Annotated in this window: 22 protein-coding genes and 1 tRNA gene; 14 read left to right on the top strand and 9 right to left on the bottom strand. The window is 69.6% G+C overall.

Annotation, left to right across the window (positions count from 1 at the left end):
• The first annotated feature begins 35 nt into the window (after positions 1 to 35).
• Together OHB04_RS20880 and OHB04_RS20875 are read left to right on the top strand one after the other, a co-directional pair.
• Positions 36 to 2,024: a vWA domain-containing protein gene (locus OHB04_RS20880; protein WP_326689228.1), complete on the top strand. Its 1,989-nt coding sequence runs from the start codon at positions 36 to 38 to the stop codon at positions 2,022 to 2,024.
• A gap of 8 nt (positions 2,025 to 2,032) precedes the next feature.
• Positions 2,033 to 3,523 (top strand): hypothetical protein, encoded by a 1,491-nt coding sequence (locus tag OHB04_RS20875; protein ID WP_326808016.1) that lies wholly within the window; start codon positions 2,033 to 2,035, stop codon positions 3,521 to 3,523.
• Between the two features lie 165 nt (positions 3,524 to 3,688).
• Here the strand turns inward: OHB04_RS20875 and OHB04_RS20870 are convergent, their stop codons facing one another.
• Together OHB04_RS20870 and OHB04_RS20865 are read right to left on the bottom strand one after the other, a co-directional pair.
• The gene (locus OHB04_RS20870) at positions 3,689 to 5,035 is read right to left on the bottom strand and encodes a serine/threonine-protein kinase (protein WP_326808015.1); all 1,347 of its coding nucleotides are present in this window, start codon (positions 5,033 to 5,035) and stop codon (positions 3,689 to 3,691) included.
• Positions 5,036 to 5,078: 43 nt separating this feature from the next.
• Positions 5,079 to 5,630: a helix-turn-helix domain-containing protein gene (locus tag OHB04_RS20865; RefSeq protein ID WP_326689225.1), complete on the bottom strand. Its 552-nt coding sequence runs from the start codon at positions 5,628 to 5,630 to the stop codon at positions 5,079 to 5,081.
• A 130-nt stretch (positions 5,631 to 5,760) separates the two neighbouring features.
• Between OHB04_RS20865 and OHB04_RS20860 the strand changes: the two genes are divergently transcribed.
• From OHB04_RS20860 to OHB04_RS20845, 4 genes are all read left to right on the top strand, one after another.
• Positions 5,761 to 5,833 (top strand) — tRNA-Ala (locus tag OHB04_RS20860).
• A 1,211-nt stretch (positions 5,834 to 7,044) separates the two neighbouring features.
• Positions 7,045 to 8,820, top strand: a complete 1,776-nt coding sequence (locus tag OHB04_RS20855) for an ice-binding family protein (RefSeq protein WP_326689224.1) — start codon at positions 7,045 to 7,047, stop codon at positions 8,818 to 8,820.
• Between the two features lie 245 nt (positions 8,821 to 9,065).
• Positions 9,066 to 9,776 (top strand): DUF5819 family protein, encoded by a 711-nt coding sequence (locus OHB04_RS20850; protein ID WP_326689223.1) that lies wholly within the window; start codon positions 9,066 to 9,068, stop codon positions 9,774 to 9,776.
• A 73-nt stretch (positions 9,777 to 9,849) separates the two neighbouring features.
• Positions 9,850 to 10,971, top strand: a complete 1,122-nt coding sequence (locus OHB04_RS20845) for an HTTM domain-containing protein (RefSeq protein ID WP_326689222.1) — start codon at positions 9,850 to 9,852, stop codon at positions 10,969 to 10,971.
• A 374-nt stretch (positions 10,972 to 11,345) separates the two neighbouring features.
• Here OHB04_RS20845 and OHB04_RS20840 read toward each other — a convergent pair whose 3' ends face one another.
• From OHB04_RS20840 to OHB04_RS20820, 5 genes are all read right to left on the bottom strand, one after another.
• Positions 11,346 to 11,795, bottom strand: coding sequence for a nuclear transport factor 2 family protein (locus tag OHB04_RS20840; RefSeq protein WP_326689221.1), 450 nt, complete (start codon positions 11,793 to 11,795; stop codon positions 11,346 to 11,348).
• A 336-nt stretch (positions 11,796 to 12,131) separates the two neighbouring features.
• Positions 12,132 to 12,515 (bottom strand): SH3 domain-containing protein, encoded by a 384-nt coding sequence (locus OHB04_RS20835; RefSeq protein ID WP_326808014.1) that lies wholly within the window; start codon positions 12,513 to 12,515, stop codon positions 12,132 to 12,134.
• 306 nt (positions 12,516 to 12,821) lie between these two features.
• Entirely contained in the window at positions 12,822 to 14,402 is a 1,581-nt protein-coding gene (locus OHB04_RS20830) for a S41 family peptidase (protein WP_326689220.1), read from the bottom strand.
• Positions 14,403 to 14,412: 10 nt separating this feature from the next.
• Positions 14,413 to 15,966, bottom strand: a complete 1,554-nt coding sequence (locus OHB04_RS20825; protein ID WP_326689219.1) for an amidohydrolase family protein — start codon at positions 15,964 to 15,966, stop codon at positions 14,413 to 14,415.
• Positions 15,966 to 16,733 carry a uracil-DNA glycosylase family protein gene (locus OHB04_RS20820; RefSeq protein ID WP_326689218.1) on the bottom strand — a complete coding sequence of 256 codons (768 nt, stop codon included), beginning with the start codon at positions 16,731 to 16,733 and terminating at the stop codon, positions 15,966 to 15,968. The genes OHB04_RS20825 and OHB04_RS20820 overlap by 1 nt, the downstream gene beginning before the upstream one ends.
• 308 nt (positions 16,734 to 17,041) lie before the next feature.
• On the opposite strand from OHB04_RS20820, the gene OHB04_RS20815 reads away from it, so the two are divergent.
• The gene (locus tag OHB04_RS20815; protein WP_326808013.1) at positions 17,042 to 17,572 is read left to right on the top strand and encodes an STAS domain-containing protein; all 531 of its coding nucleotides are present in this window, start codon (positions 17,042 to 17,044) and stop codon (positions 17,570 to 17,572) included.
• Between the two features lie 62 nt (positions 17,573 to 17,634).
• Here OHB04_RS20815 and OHB04_RS20810 read toward each other — a convergent pair whose 3' ends face one another.
• The gene (locus tag OHB04_RS20810) at positions 17,635 to 18,378 is read right to left on the bottom strand and encodes a DUF5324 family protein (protein WP_326808012.1); all 744 of its coding nucleotides are present in this window, start codon (positions 18,376 to 18,378) and stop codon (positions 17,635 to 17,637) included.
• A 209-nt stretch (positions 18,379 to 18,587) separates the two neighbouring features.
• Here OHB04_RS20810 and OHB04_RS20805 point away from each other — a divergent pair, with 209 nt between their 5' ends.
• The gene (locus tag OHB04_RS20805) at positions 18,588 to 19,115 is read left to right on the top strand and encodes a peptidylprolyl isomerase (RefSeq protein WP_326689215.1); all 528 of its coding nucleotides are present in this window, start codon (positions 18,588 to 18,590) and stop codon (positions 19,113 to 19,115) included.
• An 87-nt stretch (positions 19,116 to 19,202) separates the two neighbouring features.
• On the top strand, positions 19,203 to 20,096 hold the full coding sequence (locus tag OHB04_RS20800) for a rhomboid family intramembrane serine protease (RefSeq protein ID WP_326689214.1): 894 nt from the start codon (positions 19,203 to 19,205) through the stop codon (positions 20,094 to 20,096).
• Between the two features lie 296 nt (positions 20,097 to 20,392).
• Here the strand turns inward: OHB04_RS20800 and crgA are convergent, their stop codons facing one another.
• Positions 20,393 to 20,656: a cell division protein CrgA gene (gene crgA / locus OHB04_RS20795; protein WP_326689213.1), complete on the bottom strand. Its 264-nt coding sequence runs from the start codon at positions 20,654 to 20,656 to the stop codon at positions 20,393 to 20,395.
• Between the two features lie 101 nt (positions 20,657 to 20,757).
• Here crgA and OHB04_RS20790 point away from each other — a divergent pair, with 101 nt between their 5' ends.
• From OHB04_RS20790 to OHB04_RS20770, 5 genes are all read left to right on the top strand, one after another.
• On the top strand, positions 20,758 to 21,495 hold the full coding sequence (locus tag OHB04_RS20790) for a DUF881 domain-containing protein (protein ID WP_326808011.1): 738 nt from the start codon (positions 20,758 to 20,760) through the stop codon (positions 21,493 to 21,495).
• 34 nt (positions 21,496 to 21,529) lie between these two features.
• The gene (locus tag OHB04_RS20785; RefSeq protein WP_326808010.1) at positions 21,530 to 22,312 is read left to right on the top strand and encodes a class E sortase; all 783 of its coding nucleotides are present in this window, start codon (positions 21,530 to 21,532) and stop codon (positions 22,310 to 22,312) included.
• Positions 22,313 to 22,389: 77 nt separating this feature from the next.
• Positions 22,390 to 22,614, top strand: a complete 225-nt coding sequence (locus OHB04_RS20780) for a hypothetical protein (RefSeq protein ID WP_326689210.1) — start codon at positions 22,390 to 22,392, stop codon at positions 22,612 to 22,614.
• Positions 22,611 to 23,291, top strand: a complete 681-nt coding sequence (locus tag OHB04_RS20775) for an aminodeoxychorismate/anthranilate synthase component II (protein WP_326689209.1) — start codon at positions 22,611 to 22,613, stop codon at positions 23,289 to 23,291. The genes OHB04_RS20780 and OHB04_RS20775 overlap by 4 nt, the downstream gene beginning before the upstream one ends.
• A complete protein-coding gene (locus tag OHB04_RS20770; protein ID WP_326689208.1) occupies positions 23,288 to 24,778 on the top strand; it encodes a class E sortase in 1,491 nt (496 codons plus the stop codon). Before OHB04_RS20775 ends, OHB04_RS20770 begins: the two co-directional genes overlap by 4 nt.
• Positions 24,779 to 24,934: the final 156 nt, after the last annotated feature.

Raw genomic sequence — 24,934 nt, 5'->3', positions numbered from 1 at the left:
CGCTGTGGCCACGGGGACCGAGGGGGACGAAGGACATGCGACCAGTGCGTAGCCGCCTGGCGGGGGCGTTGACGGGCGGGGTGGCGCTCGCCGTGCTCGCCGGCCCGCTCGCCGTGGCGGTGCCGAACACCGCGCCGACGGCACCGACTACGGAAGTGGGCAGCCGAAGTGGCGTTGCCCGTGGCAACAGTTCCCTTGCGGCGAACAGCGACAGCGCCATGGAGATGGTGCTGGACTCCTCCGGGTCCATGGCGGACGAGGACGGCTCGGGCAAGACCCGTATCGCCTCGGCGCGCGAGGCCGTCGGCACCGTCGTCGACAGCCTGCCCGACGGCTTCCCGACCGGGCTGCGGGTCTACGGCGCCGACAAGGCCAAGAGCTGCACCGACACCCGGCTCGCCCAGCCCGTCGAGCCGCTGGACAGGGCCGGCATCAAGAAGGCCGTCGCCGCGGTCGAGCCCAAGGGCGACACCCCGATCGGATACTCGCTCAAGAAGGCCGCGGCCGACCTGCCCAAGCCGCCGCACAGCGCGATCGGCCGCCGCACGATCCTGCTGATCTCCGACGGCGAGGACAACTGCGGGGCGCCCAAGCCCTGCGACGTGGCCAAGAGCCTGTCCAAGGACGGCATCGACCTGCGGATCGACGCCATCGGCTTCCAGGTGAAGGGCGCGGCCCGCAAGCAGCTCAAGTGCGTCGCGGAGGCGGGTCACGGCAAGTACTACGACGCGCCCGACGCCGACGACCTGGCCCGTGAACTGGAGCGCGCCGGGCGGCTGTCGGCCGACGGCTACCGCTTCAAGGGCACACGCGTCACGGGGACGGCCTCCTCGGGCGACGCGCCCGCGCTGAAGGCCCCCGGCCAGTACGTGGACACCATCGGTCCGGAGGAGACCCGCTGGTACGCCGCCCACCTGGACGGGAGTTCCGCCACCGACCTGGCGGCCACCGGGGTGCCGACCCCCGGCGTCCGGGTCGGCCGACTGGACGGGCTGAAGCTCACCATGCGCGCCGCCGACGGCAGCATGTGCGGGAGCGACAACGGCTACTTCTGGCAGGACGAGGGCGCCGCCCCGGTCACCACCGCCGTCAGCCGGATCCCCCGCGAGCACCCCTTGGGTGACTGCGACAGGCCGGGGAGCTTCACGTTCGAACTGAAGCGGGAGTCCGAGGACGACTCCGACCAGGCCCGCTGGCCCGTCGAGCTGCGGCTCGGCGCGGAGAAGCCGCTGAAGAAGGGCGTCACCCCGGCCCGCGCCGAAACCTCCTACGGCGCCGCGGGCAAGGACTCCGCGCTGCCGGCCGGCGGCCCGAAGGACATCCAGGGCGGCACCGGCTTCAACGACGCGAAGAAGATCGGCACGGGCGTATGGCGCGACACCCTGCTGCCCGCGCAGACCCGCTGGTACCGGGTGCCGGTCGGCTGGCACCAGCAGCTGCGCTACGACGTGGAATTCGCCAACGAGCCCAAGCGGAACGAGGACGCCGTCCAGTCCTCGTACGTGTGGACAACGGCCTTCGCACCGGGCCGGCTGCCGCTCAAGGACAACGCCGAGTTCTCCCCGCGCCAGCTCTACCGGGGTGACCCGGTGAAGGTCTCGCAGGGTACGGTGCCGGTCTCCTGGAACAACCGCGCGGAATCCAGCAGTTCGGTCAAGCCCGTACGGCGCGACGGCACCTACTACCTGGCCGTCACGCTGGGCGCCGACGCCGCGCAGATCGCGGAGAACGCCGCGGTGCGTATCGTCCTGCGCGTCGGAGTCAAGGGCAAGGCGAGGACGGGGCCCGAGCACGACGCCCCGCTGGCCGCGGCGCGGCACACCGGCACGGGCGACGGCGCGGACGACGGCAAGGGCGGTACGGCCGGCAGCGCGGCAGGTGAGGACGATCCGGGGCCGCACCCGGCGGTGCTGGCGGGCGCTGGAGCCGCGGCCGTGCTGGTGATCGCGGGAGGCGTCTGGTACGCGCTGCGGCGGCGTGGCAGGGTCCGGAACACGAACGTGATGAGGGGTGGGACGTGGTGAGTCCGCACATGCGGCACAGACGCAGGCGCGAGCAGCAGCAGTACGAGCGGCGCGGACGGTCCGGGCGGGCGTGGACCGGGCGCGCGGGGGCCGTCGTCGCCGCGCTGTGTGCGGTGGCGGTGATCTCCCCGGCCCCCGGCGCCGCCGCGCTGGCCAAGCCGAAGCCGTACGAGATCTCCGGGGACGCCAGGAAGACGGCGGGCGCCTCCAGCAGCGCCGACGCCCCGCAGATCAAGCCCGGCCTCTTCCACGACCGGATCGGGCCGGGCCAGGAGAAGTACTACGCCGTCAACCTGGACGCCAAGTCCTCCATGCACGTCACCGCGACCGCGGTACCGACGCCGGGCACCAAGGTCACCTATGAGGACGGCCTCAAGCTGACGCTCCAGAACACCAACGGCGACTCCTGCGGCTCCATGGACCTCAGCGCCGGCGGTGATACCGCCTACCCGCTCACCGCGTCGGCCGCCCGGCTCATCGGCGACGAGAACAGCGAGAGCTGCCGGGAGAAGGGCCCCTACCTGGTCCGCCTGGAGCGCGACGAGGGCAGCGGCTCCGGTCCGGGCTCCTGGCCGGTGGAGCTGTCGCTCAAGAAGGAGCCGGGCCTCAAGGGCAGCATCCCGGCCCCCTACCCGGGCACCGAGGACGAGACGGACGACAACAACAAGCGTCCGACCCCGCCTTCCGGCACGGCGAAGTCCGCCAAGGGCGGCACCGGGTTCAACGACGCGCGCGCCCTGGACAGCGGAGTGTGGAAGGACCGGCTCCAGCCCGGCGAGACCCGCTACTACAGGGTGCCGGTCGACTGGGGACAGCGGCTGTACGCGCGCACGGAGGTGCCCAACTCACCGGCGGAGGAGGGCACCATCTCCAGCACGTACATCTCCAAGGGCTTCCGGATGAACGTCTACAACCCGGCCCGCGACGCCCTCTACGACGAGAACTTCCAAAGCTACGACGGCGACGGCGCCAAGTTCGACCGCTACAGCAACCCGGTGCGCTACGAGAACCGCTTCGCCGACGAGGCCTCCGGCACCCGCTTCGCGGGCTGGTACTACATCGCCGTGACCGCCGGGCCGGAGATGGCCGAGCCGTTCCCCAAGGGCACGCCCGTCACCGTGCGGGTGGCCGTCAAGGGCAAGGCGAAGAAGGGGCCCGCGTACGACGGCGACGCCGTCGCTGCCGGATTCGGCGTCAGTGACACGGACCGCGAAATGGCCGAGAAGGGCCTCACGGCGGCCGAGGTCGAGCACAACGACACGCTGCGCACCGTCGGATACACCGGTATCGGCGCCGGTGCCGCGCTCATCCTCGTCCTGGCGGTCTGGATGCTCCTGGCACGACACAGGGCGGCGGCACCCGCCCCGGTGACGGCGCCCGGCCCGTGGCCCACCCAGCACCAACAACCCGAGCAGTACCAACAACCTCAGCAGTACCAGCAACCCCCGACTCAGCAGTACGGCGGCCCCGGAGGGTACGGACACCATCCGCAAGGCTGACGAGAGGCGCGTCCAGCAGCGGAACAAGAGCGGCAGCGGAGCAGGAGGGCCCGGACGGAACGTATCCGTCCGGGCCCTCTTCGTGCTCCGCGTGCCCACCGCGGCGTACGCCGTACGCCGCGCGCCGCGCCCCGCGTCCTCAGCCAGGCCGTCGAGGGTCCTCAGTCAGGCCATCGAGGCGAGCGCCACCACTCCGGCCACCACACACAGCACCGCGACGATCAGCACGGGCACCGCCACCTTCAGCGGGGGCCCCGGCCTGCGTACGGGTACGGGCGCTGTAGGCGCTCCGGGAGCCGTCGGCGCTCCCGGGGCCGGTGCCGGCCCCGCGGGCGCTCCAGCGGGCCCTGGGAACGGCTGCGCGGGCGTCGCGGCGGGTGTGTACGGCCGGGTCGAGCCCGAAGGGCCCGGGATCGGCGGGGTGCTCGGCTGCCCGGGCACGGGCACGGGCGGCGGCGAGACGGCGGCGGACGTGGCGGTCTGCGCGGACTGCGGGGGCGTGGGGGTCTGCGCGGACTGCGGGGGCGTGGGGGTCTGCTGCGGAGGCTGGAGGTGGAAGCTGCCGGTCGCCGAGGGCGGTGCCGCGGCGGGCCCGGGGCCCGTCCCCAGGGACGTGGTGGCCTCCCGCGCACCGGCGGGCCCGTCGGGGCCGAACCCCTCGGGCAGCGGCCCGAGGTGGTCGAAGACCTCGACGATCTCCTGCTCCGCCGTCGCCTCGCCGTTGAGCATCTCGGCGGCGCCCGCCAGCGCCTTGCGCGCACCGGTCGCCGTGCGGAACCGGGCCTGCGGATCGGGCTGCAACAGCTGCCCGAGCACCTGCCACAGCGGCTCGGGCACGCCCTCGGGAGCAGACGGCACCCCGTGCTGGTACTGCTCGAACAGCGCCTGGGCGTCCGGCTTCGTGCCCGTCAGCAGGTAGAGCGCGACCAAGCCGACCGCGTACAGGTCCGAGGGGAAGTCGGCCTCGGCGTTGAGCATCTGCTCGGGCGCGAAGTATCCAGGTGTGCCCACCACGTAGTCGGTCTCGGTCAGGCGGGGCTCGCCCTTGCGCATGGAGATGCCGAAGTCCGAGAGCCGCAGGTGCGGGCGCCCGGTGCCGGTGGGCTCCAGCAGGATGTTGGCGGGCTTGATGTCCCGGTGGATCACGTCCTCGGCGTGCACGGCCGTCAGACCCGAGAGCAGCTGGTCGAGCAGGGTGCACACGAAAGAGGGCGGCAACGGGCCGTAGTCACCGATGAGATGGGCCAGCGAACCTCCGCTGACCAGGTCCATGGTGAACAGCACCTTGTCGTCGTCGGCCGCCCAGCTGGCCGGGGCGAGCACGTGCGGGTGGTCGATGCGGAGGGCCTGTTCGCGGACGAAGCGCAGCAGGGTGTACGCGTCGCTCTGCTGGAGCACCTTGGCGGCGACATAGCGCCGTCTCCGGTGGTCCCAGGCGCGCCAGACCGTACCGACGCCGCCGCGGCCGATCGGGTCGATCAGTTCGTACCGGCCGGCGAAGATCTCTCCCATGGCGCTGTGCCTGCCCCCTGTTTCCGGTTCCGGAGCCTGGTGATCAGCTCTGGTGTGCTTCGTAGTGCTTCACAGCGTCCGAGGTGCGTCCCGCCCCGTAGACCCGCAGGAACTCTGCCAGCTCCGGGTGGGAGGGAGCGAGGGCGTTGGACGCCTCGATGATGTCGGCGGCGTCCGAGACCGAGCGCAGCAGGGCCTGGATCTCTCGCACCACGCGCTTGACGGGGGTCTGTGAGGCGCCGGAGGAGGCGGTCTGTGAGGTGTTGTTGAGCACGCTGCCCCCGGCGGTACGGCGGATCTCGTCCATCCGGCCGGTCGCGTCGGCCGCGCTGATGTCGCCCCGCGCCACCTCGGCGGCCAGCTCCTGGAGGGCCTGTACGCGCTGGACGACGGCCGGATTGCCGATCTTTGCGCGCTGGCCGCTCATGAGCTGCGAAAGCATAGGAGCGGACAGTCCGAGCACGGTGGCCAGCCGTGCCTGGTTGAGGCCCAGATCCTCGATCAGACGCCGGAAGAGACTCCCCAACGGCTCGCCGTACCACTGACTCTGGAGCTCGCGCGCTTTGGCGGTCGCTTCCTGTGCTGCTGCGTCCATATCGTCTCCCCTGGGCTCCCCTACGTCACTTCGCTCGCGCGAACTTGCCGTGCATCCTACGGAGGGTGACAGGTGCGGGGCGATACCCGGTCGGAATTAGCCTCCGGGAGCCGGTACCCTGGTGCGCGAAGGGGCCATAGCTCAGTTGGTAGAGCGCTGTCTTTGCATGGCAGATGTCAGGGGTTCGACTCCCCTTGGCTCCACAGAAGAAAAGCCCTTCTGACCTGCGGAAACGTGGGTCAGAGGGGCTTTTTTGTGAGCCCTGGTGGGCACGCGACGGGCACAGTGCCTCGACTGCGGTTCCACATGGCTTGGACCGGCGCTGCCGGAAGCCCATGTTCGAACCCCTCGTGCTCGCTCACGTGGACCGGCTCATCGGTATCCAGGGCGGCACTCGGAGTAAGTACAGGACAGAAGTACGCGAGAACATGGCTCCCCGGTTCGGGCCCTGGGAAAGGCCGAGGACGGCAAGGCCGTGTGCTCGGCCCGCCGAAGACCAAGAAGCCGCGCCGGACCCTCGTGATCACGCACAGGCCGGATCAGAGGCTGCGGAGCCGCGCCAAGGGCCTGGTCTCATGAGACGGCCCTGTGGCTGAAGAGCGAAGTGCCGAGCGCACCGAGAATTCGATACTCGCTCCCAGCAGGGCCGATATTCCTTGCTCCATGCGGGAATCCTGCCTCGCGCGGCCAGCGGCCCGCACCGACTTCTCAGAGACTCAGGATGCGCGCCGACCTCCGCTGCCTACGGGCTCGCTCCCCGCGGATATGCCTTGGGCGCCCACGCCGCGACCCACCGGACGAGCCTTGGAAGAACTGCAAGATCCTCCGAGGCTGCCTTGGAAACGGCGGGGTCGATATCGCCGTCGATCCGTGCGAGCACCGCAGAAATTGATCAATTATCCGACAGGCACATCATCCTGGTATTCGGGGGTCGGCCTAAACGCAATCCACACTGTGCGACGAGAGAAATCGCGAAGGAGCAGCATGCGGTGACAGGCTCGCGGAACGGCGCCACGCCCGGGGGTTTTTCTCTTCGGGATGTCTGAAGAGCTCCCTGGCGATAGGTGAGCGGCAGGACGAGAAGCTTCTTCACCCTGCTGAAATGCGGTCTCTTGTTCATGGCGTCAGCTCACCCTTGGGGAGGCGCGGGTCGGGTCGGATGAATTCCTTTCGGATACCATCCGGCCGAAATGCGTATGGTGTCCCAGTGATCCGCCCAGACGCCGCAGTCAGTTTTCAGGGTGCGCGCAACGGTGCGAGTCGCCTCGCTTCGACGTCAGCGTCAAGCGAAAGCCGTACGCCGCTCTCTGGTATCGCCCTACCCATGCTGCCGGCATGTGACACAGCGATTCCCTGATGAAGCGCGAAGGGCTGTGAAATGTCCGCAGAGTTTCGTACACGGGTAGGAAGCTTCATGAGACTCAGCCTCTGGGGTGCGCTCAATAGACGCACCATTACCGCCTGGCTCGCGACGGTGGCGATGATCGCCGCAGTCATGGTCGCAGTAACCGCTTCGCGAGCGCAGGCCGTCGCGACACCTGTCCCTCTCGGTACCGCAGGCACCTACGCCGTTCTCGCGGGCCAGTCGATCACCAACACCGGCCCGTCCGTGATCACCGGCGACGTCGGAGTGAGCCCCGGGACGGCTATCAGCGGGTTCCCCCCCGGACTGGTCAACGGGACCACTCACTCGGCAGATGGCCCAGCCCTGACGGCCAAGAACGACCTGACCACCGCGTACAACAACGCTGCGGGCCAGGCTGCGGATGCCAGCCTTCCCCCTGACCTGGGCGGGCTGACCCTTGTTCCCGGGGTCTACAACGCGTCGAGTACCGCCGGTCTGACAGGCACGCTGACGCTGGACGCCCAGAACAATCCCAACGCGGTGTTCGTCTTCCAGATCGGATCATCGCTCACAACGGCTTCGGCCAGCCGTGTGCTCCTCGTGAACGGCGCATCGCCGTGCAACGTCTTCTGGCAGGTGGGCAGCTCCGCCACGCTCGGCACCAACACCACCTTCGTGGGCAGCATCCTGGCCCTGACCTCGATCACCGCGAACACCGGAGCGAGCATCGACGGCCGGGCGCTGGCGCGCAACGGTTCCGTGACGCTGGACACCAACCGGATCACCCGGCCTGAGTGCGCCAGCACCACGACCGGGACCACTACGGGCACTACGACCGGGACGACCACCGGCACTACGACCACCGGCACTACGACCGGGACGACCACGGGCACTACGACCGGGACGACCACCGGCACCACGACCACCGGCACCACGACCGGGACGACCACCGGCACCACGACCACCGGCACCACAACCGGGACAACCGCCGGTACCACCACGGGCACCACCACGGGAGTTCTGGGAGGCGTTCTGGGCGGCGCCCTCTCGGGCGGCACCACAGGTGGCTTGACCACGGGTGGCCTGATCACGGGTGGCGGCGGATCGATCGCCGGCAACAACGTGGGCGGCGGTACCCAGGGCAGTGTCCAGGGGAACACCGCTGGTAACACGGCAGGCAACGAAGGCAACACGCGAGGCAACACCCAGGGCAACACATCCGGCATTACCGCCGGAAACAGTTCTGGCAACACTCAAGGCAACACAACCGGCATTACTGCCGGAAGCAGCTCCGGCAATACCGAGGGCAATGCTGCGGGCAGCACCCGGGGCAATACGGCCGGGAACACCACGGGTGGCGGACACGGCGGTGGCCACGGTGACCACCACAAGCCTTGCAAGCACCACGGCAAGTGTGACCACCACAAGCCTTGCAAGGGCCACGGGAAGTGTGACGACCACAAGCCTTGCAAGCACCACCACGGCAAGAAGTGCGAGCACCACAAGCCCTGCAAGGGCCACGGGAAGTGTGACCACCACAAGCCCTGTAAGCACCACCACGGCAAGAAGTGCGAGCACCACAAGCCCTGCAAGGGCCACGGGAAGTGTGACCACCACAAGCCCTGTAAGCACCACCACGGCAAGAAGTGCGAGCACCACAAGCCCTGCAAGGGCCACGGGAAGTGTGACCACCACAAGCCTTGCAAGGGCCACGGGAAGTGTGACGACCACAAGCCTTGCAAGCACCACCACGGCAAGAAGTGCGAGCACCACAAGCCTTCTGGCCACCACGGCAAGAAGTGCGAGCACAACGGCCTTCGTGGTGAAGGGCCGCCCTGCCGGTAGGCAGCGTGGGAATCCACATTTCTGGCCGACCCGCAATCCGACCGCCGCGTGAACGGGCGTTTCGGGAGTCGAATGGAAACCTTCTCCAGGCGTGCACGACAAGGTGAAGAGGCCTGGTCGATGACGCGCCGGGATGGGGCAGTGAGGTGTGGTGGGGCTTGAGGGCCCCACCACACCCGCCCCGGGTCACCAACAGGAGAAGCCGAGCGGGCGGCGCGGAGTACCGAGCTTCTGGATGTGAGGGAATGGAAAGCGGACTGGTCCATGAGGCGCCCACCGATGAGGAACGGGAAAGCGCGCAGAGCTTGGGTGGGGAAAAAGCGCACCCACGGGAGGGGTCTCCACTTTCCCGTCCGCTACGACGAGCGATCGACGTAGCCGTCGCTCTGTGCCTGGCCACATGCCTGATTCATCTGCTCTTCGTGTTTCTGCACGTAGCACCTTCGAATACCATTTCGAAACGTTATCAGGAGCGGGTCAACGGGTGGATCTTCCCGTTGTTCGAGCAGAACTGGAAGCTCTTTGCTCCGAACCCGGAATCTTTTAATCACAAAATCTCGGTGAGAACCATGCATACCACGGAAAACAGCACCCCTAGGGTCAGTGACTGGTTCGATCTGTCTGCCGTGGATGACGCAGCCGTCAGGCACAGCGTCTTTCCGAGTCACACCGCGCAGAACACCCTGCGCAGGGCCTGGTCCTCTTATCTCGAAACACACGGTGGGGACGATCAACCTCATTCGGATCGGGCCCGAATGTTGCAGGAGTACTTGAGCAACATCGCGGCGGACCGGGTCGCCGCGCATCGGCGGGGCCCATTCGAGAGAATCCAGCTACGTGTGCGTACCGTTCCGGTCGCCGCCCCCGCGACCACAGGCGGTTCTCGGCCCACCGCACCTCCGCGGGGAGAGACCCGGCATCTGCCGTGGTGGGAGGTGACCCCCCGTGCGAACTGAGCAGAATCCGAATTCCCCGTGCCCGCCCCGTCGGCAGGCTGCCCCACAGATCTTCGGTACCGCGAGGCGACGGATGCTCGACACCCTGCGTTCGTGTCGTGCGGCCTTCACCGAGCAGGCCGGTTTCCTGTACGCCGCGGCAGTGCTCCGTATCGGCTACGGGCTTCTCTACCTGGTCTTCCTCCTGCGGGAGTTCCCGCACCGCGATGAGATCTGGGGCCCCGGTTCGCCGTGGACACCCGCTCTCGCGAACGAGTTGTTCATGCAGACCGGCTGGTCCAGCATCCTCACTCTGTACCCGGGGCGCCCGTACTTCGAGGCCTGTTACGCCCTGGCCCTCGTCACGTCCGTGCTGTTCATGCTGGGGTGGCGGACGAGGTTCGTCTCTGTCGCCTTCGCGGTCATCGTGGTCTCGCTCCACGCCCGGACCATCTTCATGACGGACGGCGGGGACAACCTGATCCTTCTCATGTCCGTCTACCTCTGTTTCACGGCGTGCGGACGCCGCTGGTCCCTCGACGCACGCAAGCACCGGCTCCATTCCGGTGCGGCGGGTACGGGATTGCCGTCGCTCGCTGAGATCTCCAGCCGGTGGCACCAGCTCGGGATCACGCGGCGGCGCCTGGTGACGCTCATCCACAACTGCGGGATGCTGGTCATCGCGGCCCAGATCTGCCTTCTCTACGGGGCCGCGGGTCTCTACAAGGTGCAGGGCAGCTTCTGGGCTGACGGAACCGCTCTGCACTATGTGCTCAACCTTGACCTGTTCCGGCCCTGGCCCGCCCTCTCGGCCATGGTCGACCGTCAGCCGACGTTCCTCACCGTCGTCGGATATCTGACGGTGCTGATTCAAGTGGCTTTCCCGTGCCTCCTGTTCAGCAGAGTCAAATACGCCCTCCTCCCGATGCTCCTCGGCATGCACTTGGGAATCGCGGTACTCATGGGGCTCCCGTATTTCTCCGCTTCCATGATCGTCGCCGACGCCGTGTTCCTCCCCGACCGCTTCTACATCTCCCTGGGGCGCCTGCTGCGACGGAAGGGGGACCGGGATGCCGACGGGAGACTTGGCGCCGCCGTCCCGCCGAAGGGCTCCCTCCTGCCGTCGCAGCCCCGGCCGGCGGACTGCGGGCAGGTCTCACAGGACGCCTCTGGAGCGGACCGCCGCCCCGTGACCGGGTCGGCGCCGCCCCCGTAACCCGACCCCACCCACCCGCCGACTCCGATATGCGTACGCCCTCTGGGGAATGCGGCACTGGTAGCCGCACTACGGGATCCGGCCTGGTTCATACCCCATGGCCGGCTGCCGGGCGGCCTTCCATCACGCCATGGGGCGCAAGCCGTAGGCATCGTGTGCCGAAGTGGCCCTTGAACTGTTTGATTTGTTCGCAGCGCGTGAGAACTGACGGACGCGCGGGGGCGGTGTGCGCACCGCTGCTGCCGAACGGTGAGAAGCCGGGGTACCCGGCCGAGCCGGGTGCCCCCGACCGGGTCCGCAACCGCCGGCAGCTCGGCACCCGGGGTGCTCGCCTTCCTCAACGCACGACTGTGACTGGGGATCCGCGGTCGATCTCAGTCCGCCGACGCGGACTGGGCGCAGGCGTCGGCGATGGCCTGCGTGTCCCAGTAGAACGGACGGACCTCGGTGATTCTCCCGTTCTTGACCGTGACCGTTTGCAGGATCGGAAAGCTGAGTTCACGGCCGGTTGCACGAGCTCGGGCACGGACCTGAGTGAGCACGACCGCGGTCTCGCCGGTGGCGAGAAATTCCTGCTCCACCATGTCGAACGTTTCCCAGACCTGTCCCATCACGAGAAAGAACCGCGCCATGCCGTCGTGCCCACGCCAAGTACCTCCGAAGGGCAGAGCATCTGCTTGGTGCAGCTCGACATTCGGCGCGAAGAAGGGGGCGAGCAGGTCGAACGAAGCCTTGCCAGGGCCTCCGGCCGCCAAGTACTCCGCCTCAGCCGCGTACATGCCGGTGAGTACTGCCACTGAGTCCGTTGTGGGCGTATCCGTCATGCCCTCAGCATGCTCGGCGAAGACGCATCCCGCTGGCGGCAATCAGCCATCGTTGTCAGTGCCGAGTTCCAGATCGTGGTGGGTGTACGTGCTGGTGGTGGCGTTGTCGAATGCTCGGGGGCGGGTGCGTCGGGCCACCCCGTACGGCGGTCGAGGGCCCGCGCCGCGTCGTGCGGCTCCAGTTCGCCGCCGTTGCGGCCGTGCGGGAGGAGGATCCGCCCTGGGAGCGACCGGCCTGGGAGCGACCGGCCCTGGTGCGACCGTCTCGCGAGTGACCGGCCAGGGAACGCGCAAACCCCCGGAGTCCGGCGACTCCGGGGGTTCCGCGACGCATCGTCAGCCCAGGCACTCCGAGACGACGTAACCCGTCGTGCCGCGGTAGGTGACCTTGGTCCAATACTTGCTCGTCTTACCGCACTTCGTGTACTGGCCGCCGTTGGTCTCGGGGCCGATGCACATCTTCGTGTTCTTGTAGACCAGGCGCTGGGACGTGGACGAGAGGCGGGGCGCCTTACGGAGCGCAAGGTTTTCCTTGGACGTACCCCAGAAGGCCGGGGCCTTGCAGCTCGCGGACGCGGAGACCGAGCCGGACTTCGCAGTCGCCGGAGCGGTTTCAGCGGCGGAGGCGGAGGCCGAGGCCGCGCCGAACAGGCAGACGGCGGCGAGCACGGAAGGGACTATCAGGGACTTCTTCCTACGGGTGGTGTTCCGATCTGCCATGCACAGGTGCCCCCGCGTGACCAGGCACGGAGGACGTGGAAACGCCGGCGGGCCCACACGATGAGACAGGCACTCGCACCAGCGGATACCTGCTTACACGAGCCCGACGGCGCGGCTCAACTGGAACAGACTTTCCCCCGACCCCGTTCACAACTTCCGCACCACAGGCCCCAGGGTCGTTATGCCCTGTCTGCCTCTGCCGGTGGGCCGAACCGCTACGGCGCCAGGGCCCCGGCGACAGTGGAGGCGGACTGACCTGCTCGACCTTGAGTGGCTGGTTTCCGGTCGCCTGAGAGAGGCGGGACATCAGCCGAGCAGCGCGGCGGCCGTGGCCAGCAGGTCCTGGTTGCGGCCGGTGACGTCGCGCTCGGTCAACTGGTGCAGCTCGTCCGCCTGTACGCCGAGGTCCTCCAGTGGGACGTCGACGTTGCCGCGTGCCCGGGTGGCGCGGCGCAGGGCGACGCGGAAACCGGCGCCGCGCGGCAGTTCGCCGAGCAGTTCGGGCAGCCAGACGCGCAGCAGTTCGTGCGTCCAGACGTTGGCGCCGCCGGCGCCGGTCCGCCGCGCGGTCCCGAGGACGGGGCCGAGGCCGTTGTCCTGGAAGCCCGCGGCGAAGATGTCGGCAGCCGAGTAGGACAGCGCGTCGGTGATCAGCACCTTCGGGCCGGTGTAGCGCGGCAACCCGGCGGTGATCGCGTCGGGGTCGGTGAGGGGGAAGCCCTGCGAGTGCGCCGCACCGGTCTCCACGGCGGCGCGGATCGAGCTCGTCCAGGCGCGGAAGCCAGGGTGGGCCCGCGTCAGCGCGAGCGCGGCGCGGGTGGTCGACAGCGAGAAGCTCACCGGGGTGACGGGGCGCTCGCTCAGCACCTGCAAGACGCACTCCGCGGCCGGGACATGGCCTCCCGGGTTGCCGCGGATGTCCACGATCAGCCCTCCGTCCGGAGCACGCGCCACGATCCTCGCCAACTGCTCGGCGAACACCCGCGCGCCCGGCACGTTGAAGGAGAAGATGCGCAGGTACCCGTACGAGCGGCCACGGATCCGCAGCGTGCGGTGGGCGACGACGCCGCGGAGGGCCCGCGGGGCCGGACGCCGCGCCGGGGGCGGCGCGAACAGCGCGCGCTTGATCTGCCGCGTGGCTTCGTTGCCCGCGTCGATGCCGAGGCTCGTCGCGAGCGTGGGCACCGGATCCTGCGCGCGCCCCGCGCGCCACTCGGCGGCCCGCACGCGCCAGGGGATACGCGTCTCGCGGCGGCGGCCGGCGGGCGTGCGGTAGGACAGCACCACCCAGCGCTCGTCGGGCGGAGGGCCGGTGCGCAGCGGGCGCAGCGTCAGCGCCTCCAGCCCGCGCGCCAGGCGCGCGTCCGGGTTGGAGCCCGCCTGTGCGGCGGCGTTGCGTTCGATCGCGCGCTCGATCGGGACGCCGTTCCAGGCTTCCAGCTCGGCACCGGTGTCGAAGCCCGCATGCGCCAGCGAAGGGTCGATCTTGGAGACGATGTGGTGCGGTGTCCCGTCCGGGTCGGCGTAGCGCTCGACGAGGAAGCCCAGCGTCGCCACGTGGCCGCGGTACGGGTCGGGCAGCTGGTAGACGGTGTGCAGGTCGCGCAGCTCGCGGAAGGTGCCCGCGAGCTCGGCGTGGAACTGCTGCTCGCCGAGTGTCCGAAGGCGGCGTTCGAGCAGCCGCAGGCGCTGGACCGGATCGGTGGCGTGCATCGCCCGCTTGAGCGGAAGGTGGACGTACAGCTCCTCGAGCAGCACCCGGGCGGCGGCCACCAGCTGATAGCGGCCCGCGAGCGGCAGCGGATCGGCGGCGGTCCGGTCCATGAACGCGTCGAGGCCGATCGAATCCGGCAGCGTCCGGGCCGGCTGTCCCACCTTCGCGCTCATGCCTTCGCGCTCATGAGTAGTAGTCGGCGAGGTGCTGGAGCTCGGGCACGCCGCTGCGGGTCACGGCTGCGAAGTAGGCCGCGTCGTGGGTCAGCGGATCCAGCCGCGGGATGACCAGATCCGGCGGTACCTCGCCCGCGGCGGCGAACGCGCCCACATCGCCTTCCGGCATGTCGCCGAACAGGACGAGCGGCGCTTCGGGATCGTCGAGCGGCCCGCCCCAGTCCGCGAGCGCGTCCTGCGCGGCGCGCCAGGCGGCCACCGGGTCGGCCCGCACCTTCTCCAGCGCGCGCTTGACGCCCGGCCAGTCGAGCTTGGCGTCGCTCCGGCCCGGCTGACGTACCGCCACGCGTCGCTTGAGCCCGGCCACCGTGATGCTGTCGGTGTCCGTCGCACCGGCGGCGGTCATCAGCCCCGGCATTCCGTAGAACGGCCGGCCGCGCACCATCACGAGCCGTACGTGGCGCTCGGTCGCGTCGATGAGGTTGCGGTACACGTCCTGCGCGGGGTCGTGGCGTTCGAGTACCAGCAGGTCCGCGGCGCTGCCCTGCCGCAGCCGTCCCACCTGCGGCCCCCAGGCGGTCGCCAGCGCGTCGCCGGGGTTCGCGGTGATCATGTCGCACAGCTCGCGGTCGGTGAAGCGCCCGCCGAGCTCGTGGCGGTTGACGGCGTCGGCGACTTTGAGCTCGCCGAGCACATGCTTGGTCCCCGACGGCGACCAGTCGGAGCCGAGCGCGATCCGCAGCCCCTTCTTGTCCGCCTCGACCACCTTTGTCGTCTCGTGGTAGAGCCAGTAGTTGGAGAACGGCGACCATACGACGGTCCCCTTCTCCGCGGCGTTGACCGCCGCCACCCCGCCCTGCCACATGGTGAAGTCGGCGGCGGTCAGCGCGGTGCCGTGGACGCCGATCAGGCCCGGTTTCAGACACGGCTGAAGGTCCTCGAACTCGCCGTGGACGGTCGATCCGAGCTTGCCCTCCGCGACGTGGTAGATCAGCACGCGCGTGCCGTCGAGCTGATCCGCCCGCTTCTCGCGCAGCTCGTCGGCGTCGAGTTGGAGCGCCGCGGTCATCACCATGTCGGCGCCCGCCGGCAGCTTCTCGTTGTCGATGATCCGCAGCAGCCACCCGTCCACGGGACGTGAGGAGTGGGGAGCGCCCTGGATGGCCGTGGTCCCGCCGATCAGCGCCTTGACCTCGACGTACTTGACCAGCGCCTCGGGCGCGGCCTGCTGGAGCACCTTGGCGGGCCAGGTGACCGACGTGGAGTAGTCGGGCGGATCCTCCTCCTTGACCCAGCGATCGTGGTGCAGGTACGGAACGCCGGCCGCCTCCCACAGCGGGAGCGTGTTGTAGCCGATGTGGTTGTGAAGGTCGATCAGGCCGGGGAGGATCAGCGCGTCCGTGTCGATCCGCGGCGCGCCGGAGAACCCAGCGGGCGGATCCTGCCCGGCCGACCGCACCGCGGCCAGCCGGCCGTCGTCGCCGACGTACACGGCGCCGGGATCGAGGATCCGGTGGTCGTCGTCGAAGGTGACGACCGTGCCGCGGAGTACGACCGCCATCAGTCCGGCGCCTTCCAGACCAGCGTGTGCCCGTCGTCGGGCGACGGGCGGCTGACGGAGTTCTGGGCCCCGCCCGGCCCCTCGCGCACCCAGGAGTCGTCGCCCAGGAACGACGGCGCGCCGAAGGGCAGGTCACGGCGGGGGATCGCGGTGTAGTCGGACTCCTCGAAGGCGGCCCCGTAGTTGGGCCCGGTGTTGTCGCCGTCGTCGTCGGGCGTCACGATCGTCCGAAGTTCCGTGACGGCATCGCGCCAGGCGTTCACCAGCGCCGCCTCGTCATGACTGGACGGGTGGGGGACCTCGACGAGCGTGGCCTGCGGCCGGGTCGTCCACAGCCGGACCGCCTCCTGGGCCATGAACCCCATCGCGACGACGGCTTCCAGCGTCGCGTCCGTCGCCCGGTCGAAAACCGCGTCGCGCCACTGCTTCTGGGCCGGCTCGTCGAGTCGGTCCTTCATCGCGAAGGCCTGGCTCGGATGCACCGCGTACGCCCATGCGTTGAGGCAGACGTAGGAGCGGGTCAATCCGAGCTTGGTGAGGAAGCCCTGCACCCGCTGCCCGGCGTTGCCGACGAGGCTGCGCCCGGCGATCCGCTCGGTCGGCCCGGGGTCCGAGGCCACGATCAGCACACGGGCCGAGCCGTCCAGCCGGCCCCGGTAGAAGATCGGCCCCCAGTCGAACCAGAACGCCGATGTGACGGGCGGCTCGGGCACCTGTCCGAACAGCTCGGCGAACTGCGCCGTCGGTCCACGGTCGAATTCCGGCATCGCTCGTGCGCCTCCTCATCGGTCGGACGGCGCCCGCCGTCAACCTCATCAGGGCCCGCGTGACGGGGTCCGTAACCATGGATCACTCCGCTCGGCTCTTCACAAACCGCGACAGCCGCCAACTGGCCGAGGTGAGGAGAGCGGAGGACAGCTCGCATCGGCATTCCCTATCTGTTCAATTCGCAAGTCATACGGCCTATTTCCACTCGATCGAGTGACTATGGAGGGGTGGCGCAGCGCCACCCCAGGAGGCGCTGCCTATGCTGACGGGCCGATTTCCGGACTCCAAAGTCACAAGGTCATACGTCATGGCACCGATGGCACTGCACATGGACGAGGGCCGTTCGCTCTCGTCGGCGACCCTGCCGACGGGACCCGACGGCGGCCCCGAGGGCACCGTGCTGGCCCGTACGACGCGGGGACGCACGGTGCTGGAGCTGCACGGCGAGATCGACCTGGCCGTGGTGCTGGCGACGACCCCGCAGCTGTACGCGCTCACGGCCTCGCCCAGGCCCCAGCTGATCGCCGACCTGCGGCCCGTCACGTTCATCGATTGCAGCGGCCTGGCCCTGCTCGTCGACGTCCGCTCCCGGGTGCTGGCCGGCGACGGCAACTTCACGCTGGTGTGCGCCGATCCCAGGGTGCTGAGGCTGTTGCGGATCACCGGCCTGATCACGCTGCTCGCTCCGGTCCCGGAAATGGAGGAGGACCTGGACGGGCCCGAAACGGAGAGCCCGGTAACGGACGAGCCGGAAACAGACCGGCTGGAGACAGACCGGCCGGAAACAGACCGGCCGGGTGCGGATGGTCCGGGCACGGAGAAGGGGCGGGAGATCTGAGTCTCCCGCCCCTTCTCCTTCGGCGAGGCCGCGAGGGCCGCTCGGGCCCGCGGGGCCGCGCGCTACTTCTTGCGCCGCTCCTCGGCCTCCGCGTCGTCCTGCTTGGCCTGGACCTCGGGGTCGAGGCCCGCGTCCTTGCTCCCGCTCTCCTCCTCGGGCGAGCCGTTCACCGACGTCAGCGGCGTGTGGTCGCCGACCTCGGTGGCGGCCGGGGGCTCGACGAGCCAGTCGGGGTTCGCCTGCCGGTCCCACCAGCGCCAGGCGGCGTAGGCGCCGCCCGCCAGCAGGCCGACCAGACCCGCGCGGACGACCAGCCGCCCGGCGCGGGAGCGTCGGCGGCGGCGCCGCGTGATCTTCTCGATCTCCTTGACGGTCACCTGGCCGCGCAGCGCCGCGACGGCGGCGGCGCCGCGCTGGGCGGCCTCTTCACGCGCCGGGCCCGCCGCGGCCCGCGCGTCCGTCACGGCGTGCTCGATGCGCGGGGCCGCGTAGTCCGCGGCCTTGTGCGCGGCCTTGCGGGCGCGCTCGCCGGCGCGGGTCGCGGCCTTGTCGACCTCGGGCGGCAGCGCCTCGCGGGCCTGCGCGACGCGGGGGCCGACGTAGTGCTCGTAGCCCTCGCGTGCCGAGTGGCGGGCCTGCTCGGCGGCCAGCGAGACCTTGGGCCCCAGCCGCGCACCCGCCTCCTGTGCGTAGCGTGCGGCGGCGTCCTTGGCATGTTCCGCGTGGGGCGCCATCACCTCCGCGGCGTGGCGCACGCTCTCCTTGGCGGTGCCGGTGGCGGCGCGCACGCTTTTCTTGGCGGTCACGGGTTCCTCCTCTTCGGTGGCTCATGCTCGGGGCGTGTCTCTGTGAACAGAGGATAGAAGTCGTTTTCCACCCGTTTTGAAGATCATGCACGGGAGCTCAGAACCTGGCATGCCACGGGCGGGCATCCGGGTCATTACGGGGCGCACTTCCCTCCACAGCGTCCGTGGGAGGATCGGGGGAGTCAATGCAGACGGATGGAAGGTAGATCGTGGCCGAGCAGCTCTACGCCACCCTGAAGACCAACCAAGGCGACATCGAGGTACAGCTTTTCCCCAACCACGCGCCGAAGACGGTCAAGAACTTCGTCGAGCTCGCCGAGGGCTCCCGCGAGTGGACCCACCCCGCGACCGGGGAGAAGTCCACGGCCAAGCTGTACGACGGCACCGTCTTCCACCGGGTGATCAGCGGTTTCATGGTCCAGGGCGGTGACCCGCTGGGCAATGGCACCGGCGGCCCGGGATACGAGTTCCAGGACGAGATTCACCCGGACCTCGCCTTCACCAAGCCCTACCTGCTGGCCATGGCGAACGCCGGGCCCGGCACGAACGGCTCGCAGTTCTTCATCACCCTGGCGCCGACCACCTGGCTGACCGGCAAGCACACCATTTTCGGTGAGGTCACCAGCGAGGCCGGCAAGAAGGTCGTCGACGCCATCGGCGGCACCTCGACCAACCCGCGCACCGACCGTCCGCTGGAGGACGTCGTGGTCGAGTCGGTCGTGATCGAGCGCCGCTGAGCGCAACCGGGGAACCACGCAGCCCCGCCTGTCCGTAGAAGGAGGACAGGCGGGGCGACGTGTGCTGGACACGGAGGGGACGAGGCGATGGAGCGGAACGGACAGCCCGAGGACCGGGCGGAGCAGCGGGGGCCCGCGTTCTGCTACCGGCATCCCGACCGTGAGACGGGGATTTCCTGCGCCCGCTGCGAACGCCCGGTCTGCACCGACTGCATGATCCCGGCCTCCGTCGGATACCAGTGCCCCGAGTGCGTCAGATCCGGCTCGGGGACCGGACACGCGCCGGACGCGAATCAGCCGAGGACGATAGCGGGCGGCAGCCTGACGTCCGACCCCCGGCTGGTCACCAAGGTGCTGCTGGGTATCAATGCGGCCGTCTTCGTCGCGGTGCTCGCGGTGGGCAACCGGCTGCTGGACGAGCTGCTGCTGTTCGGCCAGGCCGCCACCGAGCGCTACGGCCCGCTGGAGGGAGTCGCCGAGGGGCAGTGGTACCGCCTGTTCACCTCGATGTTCCTGCACCAGGAGATCTGGCACATCGCGATGAACATGCTCGGGCTGTGGTTCCTGGGCCCGCCGCTGGAGCAGGCGCTGGGCCGGGTGCGCTTCCTGGGGCTGTATCTGCTCTCGGGGCTCGGCGGTGGCGCCGTCACCTATCTGCTGGCCGCGCCGCAGCAGGCGTCGCTGGGTGCCTCGGGTGCGATCTTCGGCCTCTTCGGCGCGACGGCGGTGCTGATGCGCCGGCTGCGCTACGACATGCGGCCGATCCTGATCCTGCTGGCGATCAACCTGGTCTTCACCTTCACGTGGAAGAGCATCGCCTGGGAGGCCCACATAGGCGGGCTCGTCACGGGTGTGCTGCTGGCCTTCGCACTGGTGCACGCACCCCGGGAGCACCGGAAGCTGGTGCAGTACGCGGCCTTCGCCGTGCTGGTGGCGGTGGTGGTGCTGATCCTGGTGCTGCGTACGCTCCAGCTCACCTAGGGCCTCTCGTTTGGAACGAAAGACCCTGGCGGCGGTCACCTGACCGGTGGACAGAGCGGGCTCCGGACCTGCCGGAAGCAGGTTCTCCGGTGAGTTGTCCACAGCGTGTACGGGATCTTGTGTATGGAGCGCCCCGCCCGCCCCCACAATCGCTCAGGAGTGCGTTTCCCTTGGGGTTACGGGGGTGACCAGGGCTCTCTTCGGCGGAGCCCCGGTCACATCGGCGTCAACACCCGGAAAGTTATCCACAGATCTTGTGAGTTTTCCAAGGCTGTGGATCAGCCTGTGGATAACTCTTATTTCCACTGGGTGGAGACCACGAATCCGGTCGCGATGAAGCCGAAGCCGACCACGATGTTCCAGTTGCCCAGCGAGTGGATGGGCAGGGAACCGTCCGTGACATAGAACACGACGATCCAGGCAAGCCCGATGCCGAACATGGCCAGCATCAGCGGGGCCACCCAACGGCGGCCACCGCCACCTCGGAGGTCGATGGTGGTGGCCTTCTTCTCCGGCGGGGGCGTGAAGTCCGCTTTCTTCCGGATCCGTGACTTCGGCACGAGAGACTCTCCTGTCGATGCGCTGCTGACCGCCGTACGGCCCACGGGACGGTGGTCCGTTAGCGTAGTGCTTCCCCAGGGCGGAGGGAGACAAGGGTACGGTGACGAGATCGCTCATCCGGCCTGCGCGGCTGGCCGCAATCGGGGTTTTCGCCCTGGCAGGACTCATCTTCTGGGTCAGCTTCAACACGGCGCAAGGGACGAACATCCGCAGCGACGATTCGATGCTGCGACTCTCGGATCTCGTCCAGGACCGCAGCAGGAAGAACGCCGGCCTCGACAGCTCGGCCGCGGCCCTGCGCCGCCAGGTCGACGCCCTCGCGCAGCGGGACGACGGCAGCACGGCCGGGCAGAAGCGCAGGCTCAGTTCGCTGGAGAAGCGCGCGGGCCTCAAGAAGGTCTCCGGCGACGGCCTCGCCGTCACCCTGGACGACGCGCCGACCAACGCGACCGCCAAAGTACCCGGGCTGCCCGACCCCGAGCCCAACGATCTGGTCATCCACCAGCAGGATCTCCAGGCTGTCGTCAACGCCCTGTGGAAGGGCGGGGCCGAGGGCATCAAGGTCATGGACCAGCGGCTGATCTCCACCAGCGCCGTGCGCTGCGTCGGCAACACCCTGATCCTCCAGGGCCGGGTCTACTCCCCGCCCTACACCGTCACCGCCGTCGGCGACCGGGACAAGCTGCGCACCGCGCTCGACAAGGCCCCCGCGATCCGCAACTACCTGGAATACGTGGACGCGTACGGCCTCGGCTGGAAAGTCGATGAGAAGAAGTCGGTGACTCTTCCGGGTTACTCCGGCACAGTGGATCTCCGGCAGGCCAAGCCCGTGGGGTGAGCGAGTCGGCGAGCGTCGGAAGTGAGTGACGGCGGTGGCGTTACGGACGGTCGTAAGAAGCTTCAGTGAGCTGTGCATCACCGTAGGCATCCTGATCGTGCTGTTCGTCGTCTATGTCCTCTACTGGACGGGACTGCGCGCCGACAGCGCCTCCGACGGTGAGATCGAGCGCCTCCAGAAGGAGTGGTCCGACGGTCCCGTGGCCGGCGGCGCCCAGGGGGACGACGGCGGGACGGACGGGGCGGACTCCTCGGGCTCCTCCGGCGGCCAGGACCGGGGCGGTGCGGGCGGCGGCGCGGACCAGCAGCGGGCCGGGGCGGCGCGCACCTACCGGGACGGCAGGTCCTTCGCTGTGATGTACATCCCTCGCTTCGGCCGGGACTGGTCCAAGCCCGTCCTCCAGGACACCGGCACCCGGACCCTGCGCAAGGGGCTGGGCCACTACACCCGCACCGCGCGGCTGGGCCAGAAGGGCAACTTCGCCGTCGCGGGCCACCGTCGCACCTACGGCGACCCCTTCAAGGACTTCCCCCGGCTGCGGCCCGGCGATCCCGTGATCGTCACCGACGGCGCGACCTGGTACACGTACACCATCACCAAGCCGCCGTACCGCACGCTGCCCAGCGACACCGGAGTACTCAACTCCGTCCCCGCGCCCCTCGACAAGGCCGCAACCCCCTTCGACAGACCCGGCCGTTACCTCACTCTTACGACCTGTGATCCAGAGTGGGGCAGCAGCCACCGGCTGATCGCGTGGGCACGACTGGACGCGACCCGGCCGGCGGCTGAGGGGAAGCCGGACGCGCTCACCCGCTGACGCCGTACTCTGGGGTGGCTGAACGGCAGGCGTGCCCGGCGGGGTGCGTGGGAGGAGAGAGAGGACGGCATCGCGGGATGTACGGCTGGATCTGGCGGCATCTGCCGGGCAACGGGTATGTGCGCGCACTGATTTCGCTGGTGCTGGTCGCCGGAGTCGTCTTTCTGCTCTTCCAGTACGTCTTCCCATGGGCGGAGCCGATGCTTCCGTTCAACGACGTGACCGTCGACGGCGCGGCCGGGACCGTGGGAACGACCGGGGCGAGCGGTGTGGCCGGTTCCGGTGCGGGAGGCGTCGCATGAGCGCCCGTGTGCTGGTCGTCGACAACTACGACAGCTTCGTCTTCAACCTCGTCCAGTACCTCTACCAGCTCGGCGCCGAGTGCGAGGTGGTGCGCAACGACGAGGTCGAACCGCGCCATGCGCAGGACAGTTTCGACGGCGTGCTCCTCTCCCCCGGCCCCGGGGCGCCCGAGCAGGCCGGGGTGTGCCTCGGCATGGTGCGGCACTGCGCGGAGAACGGCATCCCGGTCTTCGGCGTCTGCCTGGGCATGCAGTCGATGGCCGTCGCCTACGGCGGCGTTGTCGACCGCGCCCCCGAACTGCTGCACGGAAAGACCTCCGCGGTCTCCCACGAGGGCGCGGGAGTCTTCACCGGGCTGCCCTCCCCCTTCACCGCGACGCGCTACCACTCGCTGGCCGTGCGTCCCGGCACGGTGCCCGACGAGCTGGAGGTCACCGCCTGGACCAGCCCCGCGGACACCTCCGTGGACGGCGGCCGGCTGGTGATGGGGCTGCGCCACCGCGAACTGCCCGTCGAGGGAGTGCAGTTCCACCCCGAGTCGGTGCTGACCGAGTGGGGCCACCGGATGCTGGCCAACTGGCTGGTGCGGTGCGGCGACACCGGCGCCGTCGAGCGCGCGGCACGTCTGGAGGAAGGGGCGCCACGGGCAGCCGGGCTGGGGACGGTCACCGGGTGACCACCGGCTACGGGGACGGTGCCGAGGGCGGCGGGGGCACCTCCCGGACGGAGTCGGGTCGGGGCACCTCCGGGGCGGAGCCCGGGTCAGGGCACGACCAGGACTACGACCCGTACCGCGCCGCTGTCGACGCGCTCTACGATCCGCTGACCGACCCCCTGCCCGGTCAGCGCGCCCCCGGCCCGACGCCCGCCCCTGGGCCGGAGCCGGTGCCGGAATCCGACATACCGTACTGGGCGCAGGAGGAGGCCTCCTCCGACCTGCCGTACTGGGCGCAGGAGGGTGCCGCGCGGCCTCACGCCACGGCGCCGTACGAACAGCAGCCCGAGGCGGACCCGTACGCGCAGGCGTACGACGCCCCGGCGTTCGCGCAGCAGCCCTCGCAGCAGCCCCCCTACGGGGCGTCGGGGTACGGGACACAGGCGTACGAGACCTCGACGTACGAGCCGTCGCCGTACGGGTCCTACGAGCCCCCTGCCCAGACCCAGGCCTCCTACGGGGCCCCGGCATACGAGCAGCCGCAGGCACCCGCTCCGGCCGCTTCGCCCGTGCGCGAGCCCGAACCCGCGCCGGTCCCCGCTCCCACCCCGGCTCCCGCTCCCGCGCCTCCTCGTACGACGGGGCAGCCGGATCGCGGGACCGTCGGGCTGCGGCGGCCCGAGGCCTCGGATCTGGCGCACCGGGCGGTCTCCCGAACGGCTGCCGCCCCGCCGGCGTCCGGCCGCGCGCACGCCGACCGTCTGCCCGGGCCCACCCGGCTGGAGGCCCGCAGGGCGGCACGGGCGCTGCGGCCCGGGCCGGGGATCATCGCGAGCCGCGCCATCGGTGAGGTCTTCATCACGTTCGGCGTGCTGATGCTGCTCTTCGTCGCCTACCAGCTGTGGTGGACGAACGTACGGGCGAACCAGCAGGCGGGCGGGGCCACTCACGACCTCCAGGAGCAGTGGGACGACAAGCAGCAGAAGAAGGGCATGGATCCCGAGCGCAAGGCGGGCGCCTTCAAGCCGGGACAGGGCTTCGCCATCATCCACATCCCGAAGATCGACGTCACCGCGCCCATCGCCGAGGGCGTCTCCAAGAGCGCGGTGCTGGACAAGGGCATGGTCGGGCACTACTACAAGAAGCCGCTGAAGACCGCGATGCCCTGGGACGACAAGGGCAACTTCGCCCTCGCGGGCCACCGCAACACCCACGGCGAACCGTTCCGCTACATCAACAAGCTGGAGACGGGCGACACGGTCGTGGTCGAGACCCAGTCGAAGTTCTACACGTACAAGGTCACCCGGCAGCTGCCCTCCACCTCCCCGTCCGATACGGGGGTGATCGACCGGGTTCCGCCGAAGTCCGGTTTCACGGAGCCGGGCCGCTACGTCACGCTGACCACGTGCACGCCGGAATTCACGTCGAAGTACCGTCTGATCGTCTGGGGCAAAATGGTCGACGAGCGTCCGCGGAGCAAGGGGAAGCCGGACGCGCTCGTCGACTGACCCACCGGCCGGCGGGCGGCAGGACGAAAGCGGCGGAGGTTGGGGGTACCACCCGGCCGGAGGCTGGGAGGAATTGGTGACGAAGAGCGAGCGGGAGTCTGCCCGGGGGGCCGTCCGGCGGGCCGCCGGGGCGGATGAAGAGGCCGCGGGGCGGGG

This window comes from Streptomyces sp. NBC_01775 (assembly GCF_035917675.1).
GTDB lineage: Bacteria > Actinomycetota > Actinomycetes > Streptomycetales > Streptomycetaceae > Streptomyces.
The sequence above is the reverse complement of the archived record's forward strand: the minus strand, read 5'-3'. Positions and strand labels throughout refer to the sequence as shown.